This is a genomic window from Aurantiacibacter hainanensis (assembly GCF_036321025.1).
In the GTDB taxonomy this organism is placed as follows: Bacteria; Pseudomonadota; Alphaproteobacteria; order Sphingomonadales; family Sphingomonadaceae; genus Alteraurantiacibacter; species Alteraurantiacibacter hainanensis.
The window spans coordinates 1,472,553-1,488,777 of record NZ_JAZAPB010000002.1; the positions used below are offsets into that span (position 1 = coordinate 1,472,553).

Genomic DNA, 16,225 nt, shown 5'->3' on the forward strand with positions numbered 1-16,225 from the left:
TTAGCTCAATTGCTCCAAGCTCTCGGCTGCAATCTGCTTGAAGCTTCGGCTCTCTTTGACGAGATGGCTGAAAAGCTGCTTTCGTAAAGCGACATAACCTCCGCTTCCACGAAAGGCTCGTTTGATAAGCTCTTCTTCGTCGGTAAGATTAGGTGCGTCTGCAGAGCGCCAATCAAAGCTAGAAAGTGTCTTTGCGAGGTCTTCGATCTGGCCAGCCAAGTTGGAGGCAAGCAATTCGGTTAAGGCCAGCGAGACATCTTTCTGCTGCGTAACCGTCCCCGGTCGAACGTCGGAATCAAAGCGGAAATCTTCAATGTTTTGCTGAGCCAAGGCAAAAAAGATCTCATTTGCAACCGCATTAATCCCACGAACTCCTTGCTCTTGATTGAGCATGGTACGTTTTCCGAAAAAGGCAGGGTTTGGTTGCTCTTCTAACTCTGGTTCCGCTTCGGCATCTATTAACTTCTTTATCCAGTCTGCGCCTTCTTCCAGCACGAAATCGCGCACCTTACCCCAGAGGGCAATCAGGAAAGCCGCCTGCTGGGGGCGAGACCAATCGAGTGGGCCGGAGGTCGGGGAAATATCGGCTGCGAATAGGCCGTTTGCAGAGCGACCCGCGCCGGTTGAGAGGAAGCTCGTCGAAAGTGATTGGACCCAACCAGCCTGACTTACCCTCGCTCCGACAGGAGCATCCTTTCGAGATTCTCCGAGCATGTTGATGCGGTTTTGAAATGGACTTTCAGGGTGCGTGAAAAGGATTTCAGTAAGCTCTTGAGCACGAGCTTGGCGGTAGATTTTCAACTCAGAAAGCGTCTCGAGCCATTCGGCTGATCGTAGCAGCGGAAAGAGATCGAACGCGTGGCTGGGATTTATCCTCTTAGGCGACACATTGATCGACCAAAACAGATAGGCTTGCCAGCCTATGTCCAGGCCGGAGAACGCCACCACTGGCAATTCAAAGTCGCCCGGCAGGCTACCGTCTTTAAGCGCTTCATCAAATGCCCATAGCCGATGCTGACCGTCGATTACCTCAAACGGCTCTAACTCCGTTGGCTTCCATTTTTCGAGAGCATCAGAGTAGGGGAGGACTAGCTCGACTCCACCAGCGCGATCTTCTTCGATTCTGACAAGGTCACGAGCGGCGACCTTCTTTTCTTTTCGCTGATCATCCGCGCTCAATATATTGACGACAATTGCCGTCGGCAGCCAGCCTGGCTTGCGCATCTTCTCAGCGTCATCCGTACGCGCACCATCAGGAAGTGTACTGTAAGGGTGTCCGAAACGGACGAACTCACTGATAGCTTCAGAGCGCTTTTTGTCGTGGCCTCGCTGCAAGCCTTCAGCGTCACCCTCTTCTCCACGGGTCCGCCGATAAACGCCGCTAAGAGCTCTCAGCTGTATCGCCGGCATGGAGAACAGATAAATATTCCCATTCGGCTTTCGACGGTGCTGTTGCGGGTCGTAGTCAAAATCATCCCATTCCGGGAGCCACTGCTTAAAGCGGAGGGCTTTCACGCGATCACTCATGTGCTCTCCTGCTGAAGCATGGGCAATTGATTATGGGACACTTCAGTATACTATTTAAGGCAATTCGCTTGGCGGTCAAACTGCTTGTAAACAATGGGAATTCCGAATTTTGACCGGATTTGGTTAAGATATCGGTCTCCGCCTTTGCTGGCAGGAAGATGGGACACGATAATCAATTCATCTGCTCGGCAATCATGAGGCCAGTACGCGTACTCTAAGAGCTGGGGCAAAGCTTGGCGAATGCACACCCGAACGGTCGACGCGGTTTTGATTTCGTAGAATGTAATCTTGTCTCCGATCTTCGTAACCAAGTCGACACTTGTACCGGCGCCTGTAGGAACCTCAGTGCCTACATTTCTCGCGCCCAACTTTTTTACAAGATAGGCGAATAGGTTGTTTTGAATGTCATTATGCAGCTGGCGCGCTTTGGATTTCTTAGAAGCTGATCGGCTCACTGAATCCACATCGCGATCCGTATGCCCTGCTTGAAATTTGAAGGGTTGGGTATCGGCTTCGTTTGCATCTCCTTCAAAGAACTCCTCGTCCTTTGGTAGCATTGCAGAACCAGCCTTGGTTGGCTGAGACTGAGATCGAACCCATGCGGTGAACTCACTGGCGGAGACACCAAACACCTCATGAAATCCAAGGCGCTTGGCTTCCGCCGAGACTGAATTCGATTGGTCCCAGCGCGCGGCGAGAAGTTTCAGTTCTAAGAGTTCAGAAACTAGGGGCGCGAAACCGGGCAATTCAAACATGGGTTTGAGGTTGAATGAGACGCCCGAGAATTCCCGCCTTGTGGCGTAACCCAGAGAGTCAATTATTTGGACGAAATTGGTGTAGGCTTTGCCATCCAACTGGACACCGCGTTCAATTCTGCCTGAAAACCCTTTCCTCAAGCTAGCATTTTGCATTGCCGCGATAAGCTCATGGTGGCTGAATATGATTGCGACGAGGACAAGAGCATCGATCGCATCGTCCCCGAGGCGCTTCGCCTTTTCCCAGACCGGAGGTAGAATGTCGCCAGCTTGTACTGAGAGGTTTTTCCGAGCTTGTGCAGGTTCGGCATGAACCTCATCCAACCGGTCGAATACCTCATCAACATCATACTGCTTAAGAAGCTGCGCGACCTTGTGTGCGTTGTGCTTCGTCAAAGACACAGTGAGGCGATTGATATCTGTCATGCGAACGCCGCTCCTTTGCGTCGTTCGTATCAGACTAGCTTTTCAAGGAAAATTTGCCTGACTGGCTATTTCACCAGCATTAGGCACTCTTCGACCTCTCGATCACGATCAAATTGCCGTCCAAGAGTCATGTGCTTGTAGTCAGTGGAGAGGACTTCGATCGATCGGCCCGCGAATTCTTTCTCGGCTAATTTGCCAAGGTCTTCCAGAGAGATCATGCCAGAGTTGCTATAGCTCAGGACTAGATTTGCCCCAGCGTCTCTGACGCCTCTGAAAAGCTCCTGAAATGCCGAGGATACTTGGGTGCGAATGCAGAACGGCGACTGGTGTCTTCCTTCCCTGTATCGCCCCTTTACGAGCTTCCCACCTTTGATTTGCAGCTCCGGATAATCATAAAGCACCAAGGTCTCAATCGCATGATAGAATCGGCTGTAGTGAACGAATGCATATGGGGGGTCTGCGTAAACCGTGCCCCCATCAAGAGACTTTAGGCAGTCGACGTAGTCAACTGCCATGATCTTGTGCCCAAATTCCGAATGCTCAGTGGCTAAATCGGCGAACACCGATTTGTGCTTCCTAGCGAAGAGGTCTGGTACGGAACGTCGACGATAGATCAAAATGTCTTTCATCGAGGAAGGTGTGTTGGCTACACGGTACTGCGCATAGTGACCGGTACCTTGGCTCGCATAGGCCATTGCATACATGATCGATGCCAGGATCAAATCATAGGTCGGATCAGATTTATACTTCTCGGCGGTTTCTCGTAGCGCATCAATCCAGAGGGCCTGCTCCGCTGACCACCAAGTCCCTGAATAGTATCTCAAGAAAAGGTGCCAAGGGCGTTCAAATTCTAGATCGATGATCTCACGCTCTTGATCTTCAATAAGTTGGAAATCTTCCAACGAAACATCTGTCGAGTAATCGTGAATCGCACGCAACCCGATGCGATTTTCGGCAACGATAGCAGTAGCCTCTGCGAGTATCTGGTCTGTCGTTGGCGAGGCATCTGAACGCCAAGAGCAAAGGTAGGCGCGTGCCAGCACCTTCGAATAATTCTGGATGTCGTTCGAGATGATTGGGACCTGATGTCCTATCGCCCCGGCAAGCGAAGCGCTCCCGGCGAACAGGTCGCAGATTGGACCTCCTTTATAAACCTCGTTCACCCCCGTGAGCACGAACTCCATAATCTTAGTCTTGGAGCCCATGTATTTAATGAAGTGGGGGTATGGCTGAAGCTCAAACTCCGAATGTGAATTGTCATGAACGGGCTCGTCGCAAGGCTCGTCTGCGAGGGCCAGTCCAAACCTATTTTCCAAAATCGCGATCCTCGTGTTGATCGCGCTCAAAAGGTGAACGCTTCAACAATTGACCATATGGATCTGCTCTTGAGCTGTCCACGAAGGCTGCGTTTCTACCCACTGAAATCCAGAAAGCTTCACATCGCTAATCACACCATGCGTCCCGACGTTAGTCCTTACACCAGACTTACACCGCAAACTTGCTGTGATTCGCGCACGTTTGTGTCGTGCCTAACATGTTGCTTTTCATAGAAGGAATGGTGGACGCACTAGGGCTCGAACCTAGGACCCGCTGATTAAGAGTCAGCTGCTCTACCAACTGAGCTATGCGTCCGTACCGGCGGTGTATCGCTGGTGCCCCGTGATTCGCTGTTACGAATCGTCGGGAGGCGCCCATATAGCGATTGTTTCGAGCGTGAAAAGGGGTTGCGTGGCGAAGACGATTTTGCGCCGCCATTCAGGACGATTGCCGGTTCCATCGCTCCACCATCATCAGCGCGCCCACGCAGATCATGTTGGTCATCATCGATGATCCCCCGTGGCTCATGAAGGGCAGGGGAATACCAACGACAGGCGCCAGCCCCATCACCATCATCAGGTTCACGCCGACGTAGAAGAAGATGGTCGCCGTCATGCCGCCAGCCAGCAGGCGGGCAAAGCGCGTGCGCGCCTCTCGCGCGACGATCAGGCCCCACCGCAGGACGATGCCGAACACCAGAAGCACGAAAAGGCCGCCGATCAGGCCCCATTCTTCCGCCATGGTCGCGAAGACGAAGTCGGTGTGCGGCTCTGGCAGATAGTCGAGCTGGCTCTGAGACCCTTCGCCGAACCCCTTGCCGGTCAGCCCGCCCGAGCCGATGGCGATCTTCGACTGGATGATGTGGTATCCGCTACCCTGCGGATCGCTGGCCGGGTCGAGGAACGTCAGCACGCGTTGCTGCTGATAGGGTTGCAGGCCGAAGAAGAACGCAACTGGCGCGGCAACGATTGCGGCGATGCCGCCGCCGATGAACCACTTCTGCGGGATGCCGGCGAGGAACATGACCACGACGCCGCCGAAGCCGATGGCCAGCGAAGTGCCAAGGTCCGGTTGCAGCAGCACGAGCCCCATCGGCACCAGCATGAGGCCGAGGGGAACCAGAAGCGCCCGCCAGCTGCCGATCATTCCCACCGGCAGCGAATGATAAAAAGCGGCGAGAATCAGCACGATTCCCGGTTTCATCAGCTCCGAAGGCTGGAGGCGCAGGAAACCGAGCTCGAGCCAGCGCTGGCTACCACCGCCGAGCTGTCCCACGGCCTCCACCGCCATTAGCAGGAGAAGCACGACGGCATAGACGGGAATGGAGGCAAGGCGCGCCCATTCCTCGGGGAAATAGGACATCACCAGCGCCATCAGCAGGAACACGCCGAAGCGGATCAGGTGCGAGTCGGCGTAGGGGCTCATGCTGCCGCCGGCTGCGGAATGCAGCACCGCCGCGCCGAAAGCGACCACCAGGGTCAGCGGAATGACGACGCGCCACGGGAATTCCGCGATCGGCGTGGGAAGGTTGATCTCGCCCCTCACGTGGCAGTGCCCTCGGCGCGGGGGTTGGCCTCGTCGCGAGGCGTGAAGACGCGGTCGTCCGCCTCATCGGGGCCGGAATATGCGGCGCGTGCCTCCGCATCGACCTGCTCGGCCAGCGTGACCGGCGGCGGGGCGGGGGGAAGATCGACCCCGGCGGCTGTGGCGTAGCTCTGGTATTGCTGGTCCAGCCGCTGCTGGGCGGTGCCGCCCCATTGCTCCTCGAGGGCGTGGAGCGCGTCCAGACCCTTCTGCGGATCGAACAGGAACGTCATGACGTCGCGCGCCACCGGATAGGCCGCGCCCGATCCGCCGCCGTGCTCGATTACCACGGCGCCGGCGTAGCGCGGATTGTCGAAGGGGGCGAAGAAGATGAACAGGCCGTGGTCGCGGTATTTCCACGGGCCGGATCGACCGTCGGAGAAATTGAGCCCGACGACCTGCGCCGTCCCCGTCTTGCCGGCCATCTTGATCTCTTCGATCGGCAGGCGCGCCCGGCCGGCGGTGCCGGGCCCGTTCACCACGTCGCTCATGGCCTGGCGAACGTAGGCCTTGTACTCCTGGCTGAGGCCCATCGACTGGAATTGCGGACGCGTATCATCCAGCACCAATCTGGGCTTCACCACGTTGGCCGTGGCAAGCCGCGATGCCATGACGGCCAGCTGGAGGGGGCTGGCAAGCATGTATCCCTGGCCGATCGTAGCGTTCACCGTATCGAACGCCTGCCATTCGCGGCCGTATTTCTCCAACTTCCATTCGGGATCGGGAACGGTGCCGTAGAACTGGTTCACCACCGGCAGGTCAAACTGCTGCTGCATGCCGTAGAGGCGACAGGTATCGGCAATCGGCGGCATCCCGATGCGCTGAGCCATCGCGTAGAAATACACGTCGCAGCTCTGGTAGATCGCCTTGGCGAGGTTGGTGGCCCCGTGGCCACTTCGGTTCCAGCACCGGAACACGCGGTTGCCCACGCGAAGCCCGCCGCTGCAATGCACCGTATCCTCGGGGTCGATCCCCTGTCCCAGAAGGGCCATGCCAACGGTCGGTTTCACGGTAGAGCCGGGCGGATAAAGACCCTGCAACACCTTGTTGCGCAGGGGGACGCGCTCGTTCTCCCGCAGCATCGAGTATTCCAGTCGCCCGATCCCGTCGGAGAAACTGTTGGGGTCGAAGCTCGGCATGGATGCCATGCACAGCAGGTCGCCCGTCAGGCAATCCATGACCACGACCGAGCCAGATTCGAGGCCAAGTCGACGGGCAGCATAGTCCTGAAGCGGACCATCGATGGTCAGCTGGATGGGATTGCCCTGGACGTCTTCCCGCGTTTCCAGATCGCGCACGATCCGGCCGGAGGCGGTGACCTCCACACGGCGCGCGCCGGGTTCCCCGCGGAGGCGCTGCTCGAACTGCTTCTCGATACCGTCCTTGCCCAGCTTGAAACCCGGTGTGAGCAACAGCGGCTGCGGCTCTTCGTCGTATTCCTCCCGGCTGGGGGCGCCGACATAGCCGATCAGGTGACCAACCGACGGACCGGTCGGGTAGAAGCGCGAATAGCCACGCTGCGGAATGACACCGGGCAGTTCGGGGATCCGAACGCTGACCGCGGCAAATTTCTCGTAGCCGAGACCGTTGGCGACAGGCACGGCGGCGAAGCCGGCGGATTCCGCAAGCCTGTCCCGAAGGTCGGCCTTTTCCGGTTCCGTAAAGTCGAGCAGTTCGGCGAGCAGATCCACGGTCGCATCGGGATCGCGTAGGCGCTCGGGTATGATGTCGACCCGAAAATCGGCGCGGTTGGACGCAAGGGGGGAGCCGTTCCGGTCGAGGATCCAGCCGCGGCGGGGCGGAATCAGGGTGAGGTTCACCCGATTGCTTTCCGCCTCCATCTCGTACTTCTCGTTCTCGGCGACGGCGATATAGCCCATCCGTGCCGCGAGTAGCAGCCCGATGCCGCCCTGAACCGAGCCGACAACGAAGCTTCGCCTGTCGAAAAGGTCCTTCAGCGAATTCGACGTTAATTTACGTTCCATGGTCTAGCCGATGCGTCTCACGCGAGTGAGCCGCAGTCTGTCGAAAAGCGAGATTATCTTGGCAACAATGGGAAATGCGATCACCGAGAGCAAGACCTGGGGAATAAGAAGGGTCAGTCTTTCAAGGCCGAACTCGGCTCCTGAAAACAGGGCGCTGAACGATAGATAGATCGGTATGAAGACGGCGGCCGTCAACCAGTCCTGCCAGAAACTGCGCCAGGGGAAGCGCAATTCCACCATTTCGAGGGCGACCATCGAAACGGAGAAAAGAAGGATGCTGCTGCCCAGCGGCTGACCGGAGAACAGGTCGTTGAAAAGACCGAGCGGCAGGCCCGCCCACATCGGCATGACTTCGGGACGGGCCATGCGCCAGGCGAGAAGGAAGAGATAGCCCAGGGGGGGGATGATCGGTGCAAGGGCGATGATCGGCAGCATCGGCGTGAGCGAAGCCAGCAGGATCGAGATCCACGGCACGCCGTAGGCGAGCACCGGGGAGTGCATTCGGTTGATCTTGCTGCCGTAAGCGTCGCGGCGCGCATTGTGGGCGAGCCGTTCCATTATTCCGTTGTTTCGACGGGTTGGATCGGTTCCCCCATCGCTTCGAACAGGTCGCCTTGCCACATCGGCTGAACGATCACGACGTCGGTCGCAGCAGGGTTGCTGAGCAGTTGCCCGATCGCGCCATCATCCGTCACTTCGCTGACCATCGCGACCGCGGTGCCCGGCTGGAAGAGACCTCCCGCGCCGGAGGTAACGAAGATGTCGCCTTCCTCCAGCGGGTTGATCCCCAGGTTGATCAGGCGAATGCGCAGCGAGCCGTCGGCGCGGCCCTCGGCGAAGGCCACGACGTTATCCGTGGCCCGGCGCACTGGAACCACGCTGTCGGTATCCGTCAGCAGGAGGACGCGGGACGTATTTCGCCCGGCTTCCAGAACGCGCCCCACCAGACCCAGCGGGGAGGTAACGGGCATGCCTGGTTCCACCCCGTCCCGGCTTCCGGCGGAGAGGTAAGCGAAACGCCGCGTGCTGGCGGAAGTGGAGCCGATCAGACGCGCGGTCGCGACAGGCTCCACGTCGCCCTCGCGCAGTTCCAGCACCGCCCGGAGCCGCTCGTTTTCCTGCTCCAGCGCTCGTGCTTCCGCTAGACGGACGCGCGCGATGCGTATCTCTTCCTGCAGTTCCGCGTTCTTGCTGCCGGCGTTGTAGTATCCGGCGATCGCCTCGAAGAAGTTGCGCGACTGCACACGAGAGGCCGCGCCCACTTCGCCAACGGGCGCTGCCGCGTCGCTGGCCATGGAGCGCAAACCATTGAACGTCTCGGGTCGCCAGAGCGATATGGAAAGGAGCAGGATACCGAGAGCAATTCCGAGACCGGCAGCAAGATATCCGGCGAACAGCCCCAGCTGCGCCCGCTTGTTTGTAACCGATCTATTCGCCGATGGCGGCGCCATAACCGCCGTTACCTCCAGTAGAACTTGCCAATCAGGCGGTCATGAGCACGCCGCGGTAGATCGGATCTTCCATCGCTTTTCCGGTACCTATGGCAACACAGAGAAGGGGGTCTTCGGCAATGCTGACAGGCAGTCCGGTTTCTTCCTTGATATGGTCGTCCAGTCCGCGGATGAGCGCACCGCCACCCGTCAGCACGATACCCTGATCGACGATGTCGGCAGCCAGTTCGGGCGCGGTATTCTCGAGAGCGATGCGAACGCCTTCCACGATCGCGCCGATCGGTTCCGACAGCGCTTCCGCGATGTGGGCCTGGTTGATGGTGATTTCCTTCGGAACGCCGTTCACCAGGTCGCGACCCTTGATGATGATGCTCTCGCCAACGCCGTCTTCCGGCACGGTGGCGACACCATAGTCCTTCTTGATGCGCTCTGCCGTGGCATCGCCGATCAGCAGGTTGTGATGGCGACGGACATAGGAGACGATAGCCTCGTCCATCTTGTCACCACCGGTGCGAACCGAGGTGGTGTAGGCGAGGCCGCGAAGCGACAGCACGGCCACCTCGGTCGTGCCGCCGCCGATGTCTACCACCATCGAGCCTACCGGCTCGGTCACCGGCATGTCGGCACCGATGGCAGCTGCCATGGGTTCGAGGATCAGGAAGACTTCCGAAGCGCCGGCGTTGCTGGCCGCGTCACGGATGGCGCGACGTTCGACCGATGTCGAGCCGGACGGTACGCAGATGACGATTTCCGGATAGCGCAGCAGCGTCCGCTTGTTGTGCACCTTGCGGATGAAGTGCTTGATCATTTCCTCGGCGATTTCGATGTCCGCGATCACGCCATCGCGCAGCGGACGGATAGCCTCGATGCTGTCCGGCGTCTTGCCCATCATCATCTTCGCGTCTTCGCCCACCGCCTTCACGCGCTTCACGCCGTTCAGCGTTTCGATTGCGACCACGGACGGTTCGTTCAGGACGATGCCGCGATCCTGCACGTAGACCAGCGTGTTGGCCGTGCCCAGGTCGATGGCCATGTTCTGCGAGCCGAATTTGAAAAGATTTGAAAGGAAAGAACTCATCGAGAAATCCGTGTTTTGGGGTGAGCATCCTCACGAAAGGGACTCGTGCGTCAGCCGGGTGTGTCCTTGAAGTGGCGGGTCTTTAACGTGCCATCGCAACAAAGGCCAAAAAATTTGTCGACAAACCGACAGTTTTGCCCCGGTTCGCCTCGAAAATGCGACAAGTGGTCGATAAGATACGCAAATGCCCCAAATCCGCCGCCTTCCGGAGACGCTTGTCAATCGTATCGCCGCGGGCGAGGTGGTGGAGCGACCGGCCTCCGCGCTCAAGGAGTTGCTGGAGAATGCAATCGATGCCGGGGCCACGCGCATAACCGTATCCATCGTAGATGGCGGACTGGACTCGATCGAGATCACCGACGACGGCTGCGGAATGACCGCGGACGAAATGGCGCTGGCGCTGGAGCGCCATGCAACCTCGAAACTGCCGGATGAGGCTATCGAGCAGGTCGGCACGCTTGGATTTCGGGGGGAAGCCCTGCCGTCCATCGCCAGTGTATCGCGCCTGACACTGGAAAGCCGTCCGCGTGGCGCGGATCAGGGGTGGTGCAGGGTGGTGGATCACGGCCGCCTTCTTGAAGAAGGGCCGGCGGCGCTTCCTCCTGGCACGCGCGTCAGGGTGGAAAACCTGTTCGCCAGGATCCCCGCGCGGCGCAAGTTCCTGCGCACTCCGCGAAGCGAATACGCCGCCTGTCAGGATGTTGTGAAGCGCCTTGCCATGGCCCGCCCGGACATCAGCTTCACCTTCGAGCATGGCGACCGGCGCATCTTCGCAGTGCAGGGCGGCGATGGAACGGAAGCTCGCGTCGCCCAGCTCGTCGCCCGAGAACTGGCCGACAACGGCGTTACCATCGATCTGGAAAGGCCAGGTGCCGAGGGGCCGATGCGGCTGACGGGCGTGGCCGGTTTGCCGACCTACAACCGTGGGGTCGCCGATCACCAGTATCTTTTCGTGAACGGCAGGCCAGTCAAGGATCGCCTGCTGACGGGCGCGGTGCGGGGCGCCTACGCCGACATGCTTGCGCGAGATCGTCACGCGGTGCTGGCGCTGTTCCTGAACATTCCCTTCGCCGACGTCGACGTGAACGTGCATCCGGCCAAGACGGAAGTCCGCTTTCGCGATGCGGCGGCGGTACGCGGTTTCATCGTCTCGGGATTGCGACAGGCGCTGTCCACCGGTGACAGGCGCAGTGCGCAGGCCCCCGATGCAGGCGCGATGGGCCGCTGGCAGGTGGAGCCGGAGCGAGACGAACCGGCCCCGGCGCTCCGCTCGATCTTCGCGGGTCGGGACTGGACCGGCCCGGCGTCTACGCCCTCGCGGGTGGCTGAACCCGGAGCGACGTGGAATCACGGGTCGAACGTGCTCGCCGCGCCGCAGGGCAGGGCCGAAGCTGCCGAAGACCTGCCAGAGGATGTCGAGGATTTCCCGCTCGGCATCGCGCGCGGCCAGGTTGCCAACACCTACATCGTGGCGGAGGCGGCTGATGGCCTCGTGCTGGTGGATCAGCACGCCGCTCATGAACGCATCGTGCTGGAGCGCCTGCGGGCTGCCGGCGCGGCCGACAAGGTGGCCGCCAGCCAGGCCCTGCTGATCCCCGACGTCGTCGAAATGGACGAAGCCAGCTGCGACAGGCTGGAGGAGCAGATCGACCATTTCGCCAACCTGGGCCTGGTGATCGAGCGTTTCGGTCCGGGAGCGATGCTCGTGCGGGCTCTTCCGGGGACTTTGCGGAAGGCCGACCCGCAAAAACTCCTCGTCGACCTGGCAGACGACTTGGCCAAGCACGGCGCCTCGCTGCTGCTCGGGGAGAAGATCGAATACGTTCTGGCAACAATGGCCTGCCACGGATCGGTGAGGGCAGGGCGGACCCTGAACGTCGCCGAGATGAATGCTCTCTTGCGCGAAATGGAGAAGACACCCCGTTCAGGACAGTGCAATCATGGTCGTCCAACCTGGGTGAAGCTATCCATGGACGATGTCGAGAAGCTGTTCGGAAGACACTGATGCGCCTGCCGATTATTGTATTTGCCGCCCTTGCCCTGTCCGCATGCGGAGAGGAAATGAGCGAGTCCGAACGGGCGGAGCAAGACCGTGCCGTGGTCGAGCGGGTTCGCAATGCCAACGAAACCGCGCCACCGCTCGTGGAGTTGGTGCCGGAGCCGATCCTCTATCCCGACCTCGAGGCCCACGACCTGTTGGGTCAAGTCTGCTCCTACGCCCCCGGCACCAGCATGGGAGCTAGGGTGATTGCGCGCGAGACCGACGCCTACATGAAGATCGACGGCGACATGCTTCGCTTCGCTGCCGATCCCGGATCGAGGGAACTGCCGGCCAAGACGCGCTCCTTCTACAACGGCCGCGAGTATTCCCTGCGGCTGGAGATCGACGACGAGGTTCCCAGCGAAGATGCGGGCGAGGATGGCTCGCGGTTCTCCGCGGGCACGGTCTGGCTGCGCGACCGCTGGGACCGGGTTGTGTACCAGGGCACCGGAGCGGTGGACTGCGGCGCCTGAGGGGCTCCCTAGAGCACCGCCGGGCGCACCAGCATCCAGATACCCATCCCCATCATGGCGAGGTTTTCCGTCAGCGAGACGAAGCCGAGCGGCACGTTGCCGCTGCCGCCAACGCAGGCGCACTTGATCTCGCGCTTCTGGACGTAGACCGCGTAGAACACGCTGACCGCGCCGATCGTGCCGATGAACAGCGCCACCGGGATCGACAGCCAGGGCAGCAAGCGTCCGGCCATCAGTATGGCTGCGCCGGCTTCGAGAAATGGATACAGGTAAGCGTAGGGGACCCAGCGCTTGGCCAGCAGGTCGTAGCCTAGGAACATGGTCGAGAATTGCTCGACGTCCTGCAGCTTGAGCATCGCCAGCATCGCCATCGAGAACGCGACGAACCATTCCGCGGCGCGGATCGTGAGAGGCGTGCCGAAGCTCCACCAGCTCAATGCCAGCGCCAGACCGAGTCCCACCGCGAACACGGCGAGGACCGGCGTGTAGCTGGTCTCCCCCTCGTCTTTCGGGGCATCGCCGAAATGCTTGCGAAGGGCGTCGTAGCCGCCGATCCGCTCATCACCGATAAAAACCTGCGGCGTCGTCTTGACGTCGTGCTTTTCCTTGAATTCGTCGGTTTCCTCGCGCGTGGTGAGGTGGTGGTCCTCCACGTCGAAGCCGCTCCGCTCCAGCAGCCACCTGGCTTTCAGGCCGTAGGGGCAGACATGCTTTTCCATGACCATGCGATAAAGGCGCGCGGTACTGCCGCGCGCCTTCGTGTCGCCCTTGGTGTCGGGGGTAGTGTTTAGATCGTTCATGCCCGGAAGGTGGGAACTCCTGCATCCTTGTCCAGCTCGGGAATGATCCGGTAGCGGGCAAGGATCAGGCTCAGCAGGCCGAACGCCAGGAGTCCGATTGCCACGAGAGTGAAGATGAAGCCGTCATCGGCAAGGCTGGCGACCGCGCCGCCCAGAGTGACAACCTCACCGCTGCCGCCTGACAGGAAGCCGGCCTGGAAGAGAGACCAGCCGATCACCAGGAATACCACTGCGCGGGCGACGAAGCCGATCGCGCCGATAGTGCGCGTATGCGACGGTGCCTGTGCCGAGATGCGATGCATGAACTCTCCGGTGATACCCTTCTTGGCCTGCGCGAAAGCGGCGATGAAGAAGCAGAGGCCGAGGAGGCCGAGGATAATGCCGCCGAATTCCATCGAGAGTACGCCCGAGGCGGCTTCCTGGGCGCCGTCACCACCGCTGCCGCCCGATCCGCTTGTCGCGAACATGTAGGCGGAATAGGCGAGGGCGAAGTGACCGATGGCGCTGCCGAGGTGACCAAGGCGCTTGCCCCAGCCCTTTGCGTCGGAGCCTTCGTTCTCGATATCGAAGATGGGGCTGCAGAGCCGGAAAAGTCCGTATGCGGTCAGCCCGACAACCATGATCCACAGGATCGCGGTGCCGGCGGGGAAGTCTTCGACGGCGCGGAAGACGCCGTTCGTCCCTTCGGCCACCTGCTGGGCGCTCGTCAGCGCGATGATGCCAATCACGGAGTACAGGATCGCACGGCTGAAATAGCCGACCCGTACCAACCAGTTGAACTTCTCGGACTTGTCGACCATCGCGTGCAATCTCCTGTGAACCGTTTCCCCCGCAACGAGTGACGAGAGGAATGGTGCCGAAACGTGCATCACGCGCGATAATGTGGAACACTTGGAACACTGTCCTGGGACGAAAGTGTCAGGGGCATCCGGAACGGCGGGAAAACACGCGATAACCGCCGTTGGAGGCAGCATGGGAGACGAGGGCGCAACTGTTCGCATGCAGGGCGCATGGCGGCCGCAACGCGATGTAGGAAAGCGAGGGGGAGCGGGGCGCCTGGCCCCCTAGCGCAGCCGCTTCACGTAGAGCTGGTTGTCGTCGCGGCGTTCCATCTTGAAGTTGTCGCTCGCCGCTCGCATCAGGTCGGAAAGGCGCTTGAACCCGTGGTTGCGAACGTCGAAACTGGAACGGTTGCCGGCGATCTGACCGACCTCGTGCAGCCGGGCAAAGCCTTCATCGTCGCGGCTCGAAGCGCGCCAGGCGTCGCCCAGCAGGTCAATGAGATCCTTGTCGAGATGCGCCGCGCCGCCATTCCTCTCGTCGGATGAGTTCGTACGGATCAGCTTGTCGACATCGATGTAGCGCGTGCAGGCCGACTTGAAGGCTTCCGGGGCCTTGTCGGCACCGAAGCCGTAGACGATCATGCCATCCTGGCGCAGGCGCGTGACGAGCGGCGTGAAATCGCTGTCGCTGCTCATGATGCCAAAGCCGTCCACCTTGCCTGCATTCAGCAGGTCGATGGCGTCGATGGCCATGGCAATGTCCGTCGCGTTCTTGCCCTTGGTCAGGTCGAACTGCTGCATCGGCTGGAGGCCGAACCGGTGCGTGATCTTGTTCCAGTTGGCAAGGGCAGGCTTGGCCCAGTTGCCATAGGCGCGACGGATATTCACCTGGCCCAGCTCGGCCAGCACGGTCAGCACTGGGTCGATGCCCGCGTGGCTGGCGTTGTCCGCATCTATCAGCAGGGCGATGTTCTTGAGTTCTGCTTCAGGCATGCGCCGCTACATGGCGGGGAGGGCGATTGAAGGCAAGCAATGTCATTCCCAGGGCGCAAGCGAACATGGAGGCCCGGGGCAGGCCCCGTGAACGGATCGCCATTGGCGCAGGCGCTATGTCACTCCGGCAGGCTGACGTCCCCGGCCGAATAGGGCGTGACCGTGAGTGCCTCGCCTCCATCGGGGGTTGCCGTGTAGGAACCGTCCGCAGCGCGCTGGGTCTCCGTATAGCAGAGCGTCTCGGCGCCGACTTGGCGAACCTTGAAGCAGGTCTTGCCATCGACAACTTCGAAAGTTCCTTGTGCGGGGTAGGTTCCTTCCGGCGTGATCTGCGAATAGGTTCCATCCGCGTGCAGGGTGACCAGCGATGCCGTGCCATCGTCTGCGGCGACATAGTATGTTCCAGGCGGAGATCCATTCGCAGTCGTTGCCGCTACGTCGGCAGGCTCATCGACCTCAGTTTCCGGTTCTTCGGCACAAGAGATCACCAGAGTCGCGGCGAAGAGCGTGACGATAGAACGCATACCATCCTCCTCTCTCTTTCCCGCGAACCACCATACACCCATTGAAAGCGAAAAGCATCGCCGTGGTTGCGGTTCGATGCCCGCCAGACATCGCGCGCACGATCAATTCCCGCTCCTCAGGCGGAGGCGCGTGCGCGGTGCTGCGCAACCATCCTGTCGAACACCGGTCCGTAGAGGGCGCGCTTGAATTCCAGCCCCACCTGGCGGTCGTTCACCCAGCGGACCTGAGCGGCGATCGGGCCGATCTCGCCGAGCGATATCGTGACCCACAGGTTTCGCGTGAACCAGGGCGAGTCCGAGGAAAAGGAGCAACCGTGTTCGGAGAAGTCCGAGATCATCACCTGAAGCGGCTTGCCGCTGCCGGTGCGTATCCTGCCGGGAATTCCCAGGTATCGGCGCTGCTCTTTTCGCCGCCCGACCGTGTTCTCCATGGTGCGACCCCCCGAGATTTCCTGATATGGAAACGTCGGGGTATCACCTAAGTAAACA

Annotated in this window: 15 protein-coding genes and 1 tRNA gene; 2 read left to right on the top strand and 14 right to left on the bottom strand. The window is 60.2% G+C overall.

Translation table 11 applies throughout. The annotated features are described in order from the left end of the window. From AAA989_RS14580 to AAA989_RS14620, 9 genes are all read right to left on the bottom strand, one after another. Positions 1-1,527 (bottom strand): DGQHR domain-containing protein, encoded by a 1,527-nt coding sequence (locus AAA989_RS14580; protein WP_338244799.1) that lies wholly within the window; start codon positions 1,525-1,527, stop codon positions 1-3. Positions 1,528-1,577: 50 nt separating this feature from the next. Continuing rightward, the gene (locus AAA989_RS14585) at positions 1,578-2,708 is read right to left on the bottom strand and encodes a hypothetical protein (protein WP_338244801.1); all 1,131 of its coding nucleotides are present in this window, start codon (positions 2,706-2,708) and stop codon (positions 1,578-1,580) included. Between the two features lie 65 nt (positions 2,709-2,773). Beyond that, a complete protein-coding gene (locus tag AAA989_RS14590; protein ID WP_338244803.1) occupies positions 2,774-3,913 on the bottom strand; it encodes a DNA adenine methylase in 1,140 nt (379 codons plus the stop codon). A gap of 351 nt (positions 3,914-4,264) precedes the next feature. Then, positions 4,265-4,340, bottom strand: a tRNA-Lys gene (locus AAA989_RS14595). Between the two features lie 123 nt (positions 4,341-4,463). Then, entirely contained in the window at positions 4,464-5,570 is a 1,107-nt protein-coding gene (gene rodA, locus AAA989_RS14600; protein WP_338244805.1) for a rod shape-determining protein RodA, read from the bottom strand. Further along, complete coding sequence (mrdA, locus tag AAA989_RS14605; protein WP_338244807.1) at positions 5,567-7,594, bottom strand: penicillin-binding protein 2; 2,028 nt, start codon at positions 7,592-7,594, stop codon at positions 5,567-5,569. Before mrdA ends, rodA begins: the two co-directional genes overlap by 4 nt. Positions 7,595-7,597: 3 nt before the next feature. Beyond that, a complete protein-coding gene (gene mreD, locus AAA989_RS14610; protein WP_338244809.1) occupies positions 7,598-8,152 on the bottom strand; it encodes a rod shape-determining protein MreD in 555 nt (184 codons plus the stop codon). Further along, complete coding sequence (mreC, locus tag AAA989_RS14615) at positions 8,152-9,045, bottom strand: rod shape-determining protein MreC (RefSeq protein WP_338244810.1); 894 nt, start codon at positions 9,043-9,045, stop codon at positions 8,152-8,154. The genes mreD and mreC overlap by 1 nt, the downstream gene beginning before the upstream one ends. 31 nt (positions 9,046-9,076) lie before the next feature. Then, entirely contained in the window at positions 9,077-10,123 is a 1,047-nt protein-coding gene (locus AAA989_RS14620; RefSeq protein WP_338244812.1) for a rod shape-determining protein, read from the bottom strand. Between the two features lie 184 nt (positions 10,124-10,307). On the opposite strand from AAA989_RS14620, the gene mutL reads away from it, so the two are divergent. Next, positions 10,308-12,128, top strand: coding sequence for a DNA mismatch repair endonuclease MutL (mutL, locus tag AAA989_RS14625; protein ID WP_338244814.1), 1,821 nt, complete (start codon positions 10,308-10,310; stop codon positions 12,126-12,128). 56 nt (positions 12,129-12,184) lie between these two features. Then, on the top strand, positions 12,185-12,637 hold the full coding sequence (locus AAA989_RS14630; RefSeq protein ID WP_338244816.1) for a hypothetical protein: 453 nt from the start codon (positions 12,185-12,187) through the stop codon (positions 12,635-12,637). 8 nt (positions 12,638-12,645) lie between these two features. Here the strand turns inward: AAA989_RS14630 and AAA989_RS14635 are convergent, their stop codons facing one another. From AAA989_RS14635 to AAA989_RS14655, 5 genes are all read right to left on the bottom strand, one after another. After that, the gene (locus tag AAA989_RS14635) at positions 12,646-13,437 is read right to left on the bottom strand and encodes a glutaredoxin family protein (RefSeq protein ID WP_338244818.1); all 792 of its coding nucleotides are present in this window, start codon (positions 13,435-13,437) and stop codon (positions 12,646-12,648) included. Beyond that, the gene (locus AAA989_RS14640; protein WP_338244820.1) at positions 13,434-14,237 is read right to left on the bottom strand and encodes a DUF1206 domain-containing protein; all 804 of its coding nucleotides are present in this window, start codon (positions 14,235-14,237) and stop codon (positions 13,434-13,436) included. The genes AAA989_RS14635 and AAA989_RS14640 overlap by 4 nt, the downstream gene beginning before the upstream one ends. A 264-nt stretch (positions 14,238-14,501) precedes the next feature. Continuing rightward, positions 14,502-15,212: an NYN domain-containing protein gene (locus AAA989_RS14645; RefSeq protein ID WP_338244822.1), complete on the bottom strand. Its 711-nt coding sequence runs from the start codon at positions 15,210-15,212 to the stop codon at positions 14,502-14,504. Between the two features lie 119 nt (positions 15,213-15,331). Continuing rightward, a complete protein-coding gene (locus AAA989_RS14650; RefSeq protein ID WP_338244823.1) occupies positions 15,332-15,736 on the bottom strand; it encodes a hypothetical protein in 405 nt (134 codons plus the stop codon). A gap of 116 nt (positions 15,737-15,852) precedes the next feature. Further along, positions 15,853-16,167 (bottom strand): PilZ domain-containing protein, encoded by a 315-nt coding sequence (locus AAA989_RS14655; RefSeq protein ID WP_338244825.1) that lies wholly within the window; start codon positions 16,165-16,167, stop codon positions 15,853-15,855. Positions 16,168-16,225 lie beyond the last annotated feature (58 nt).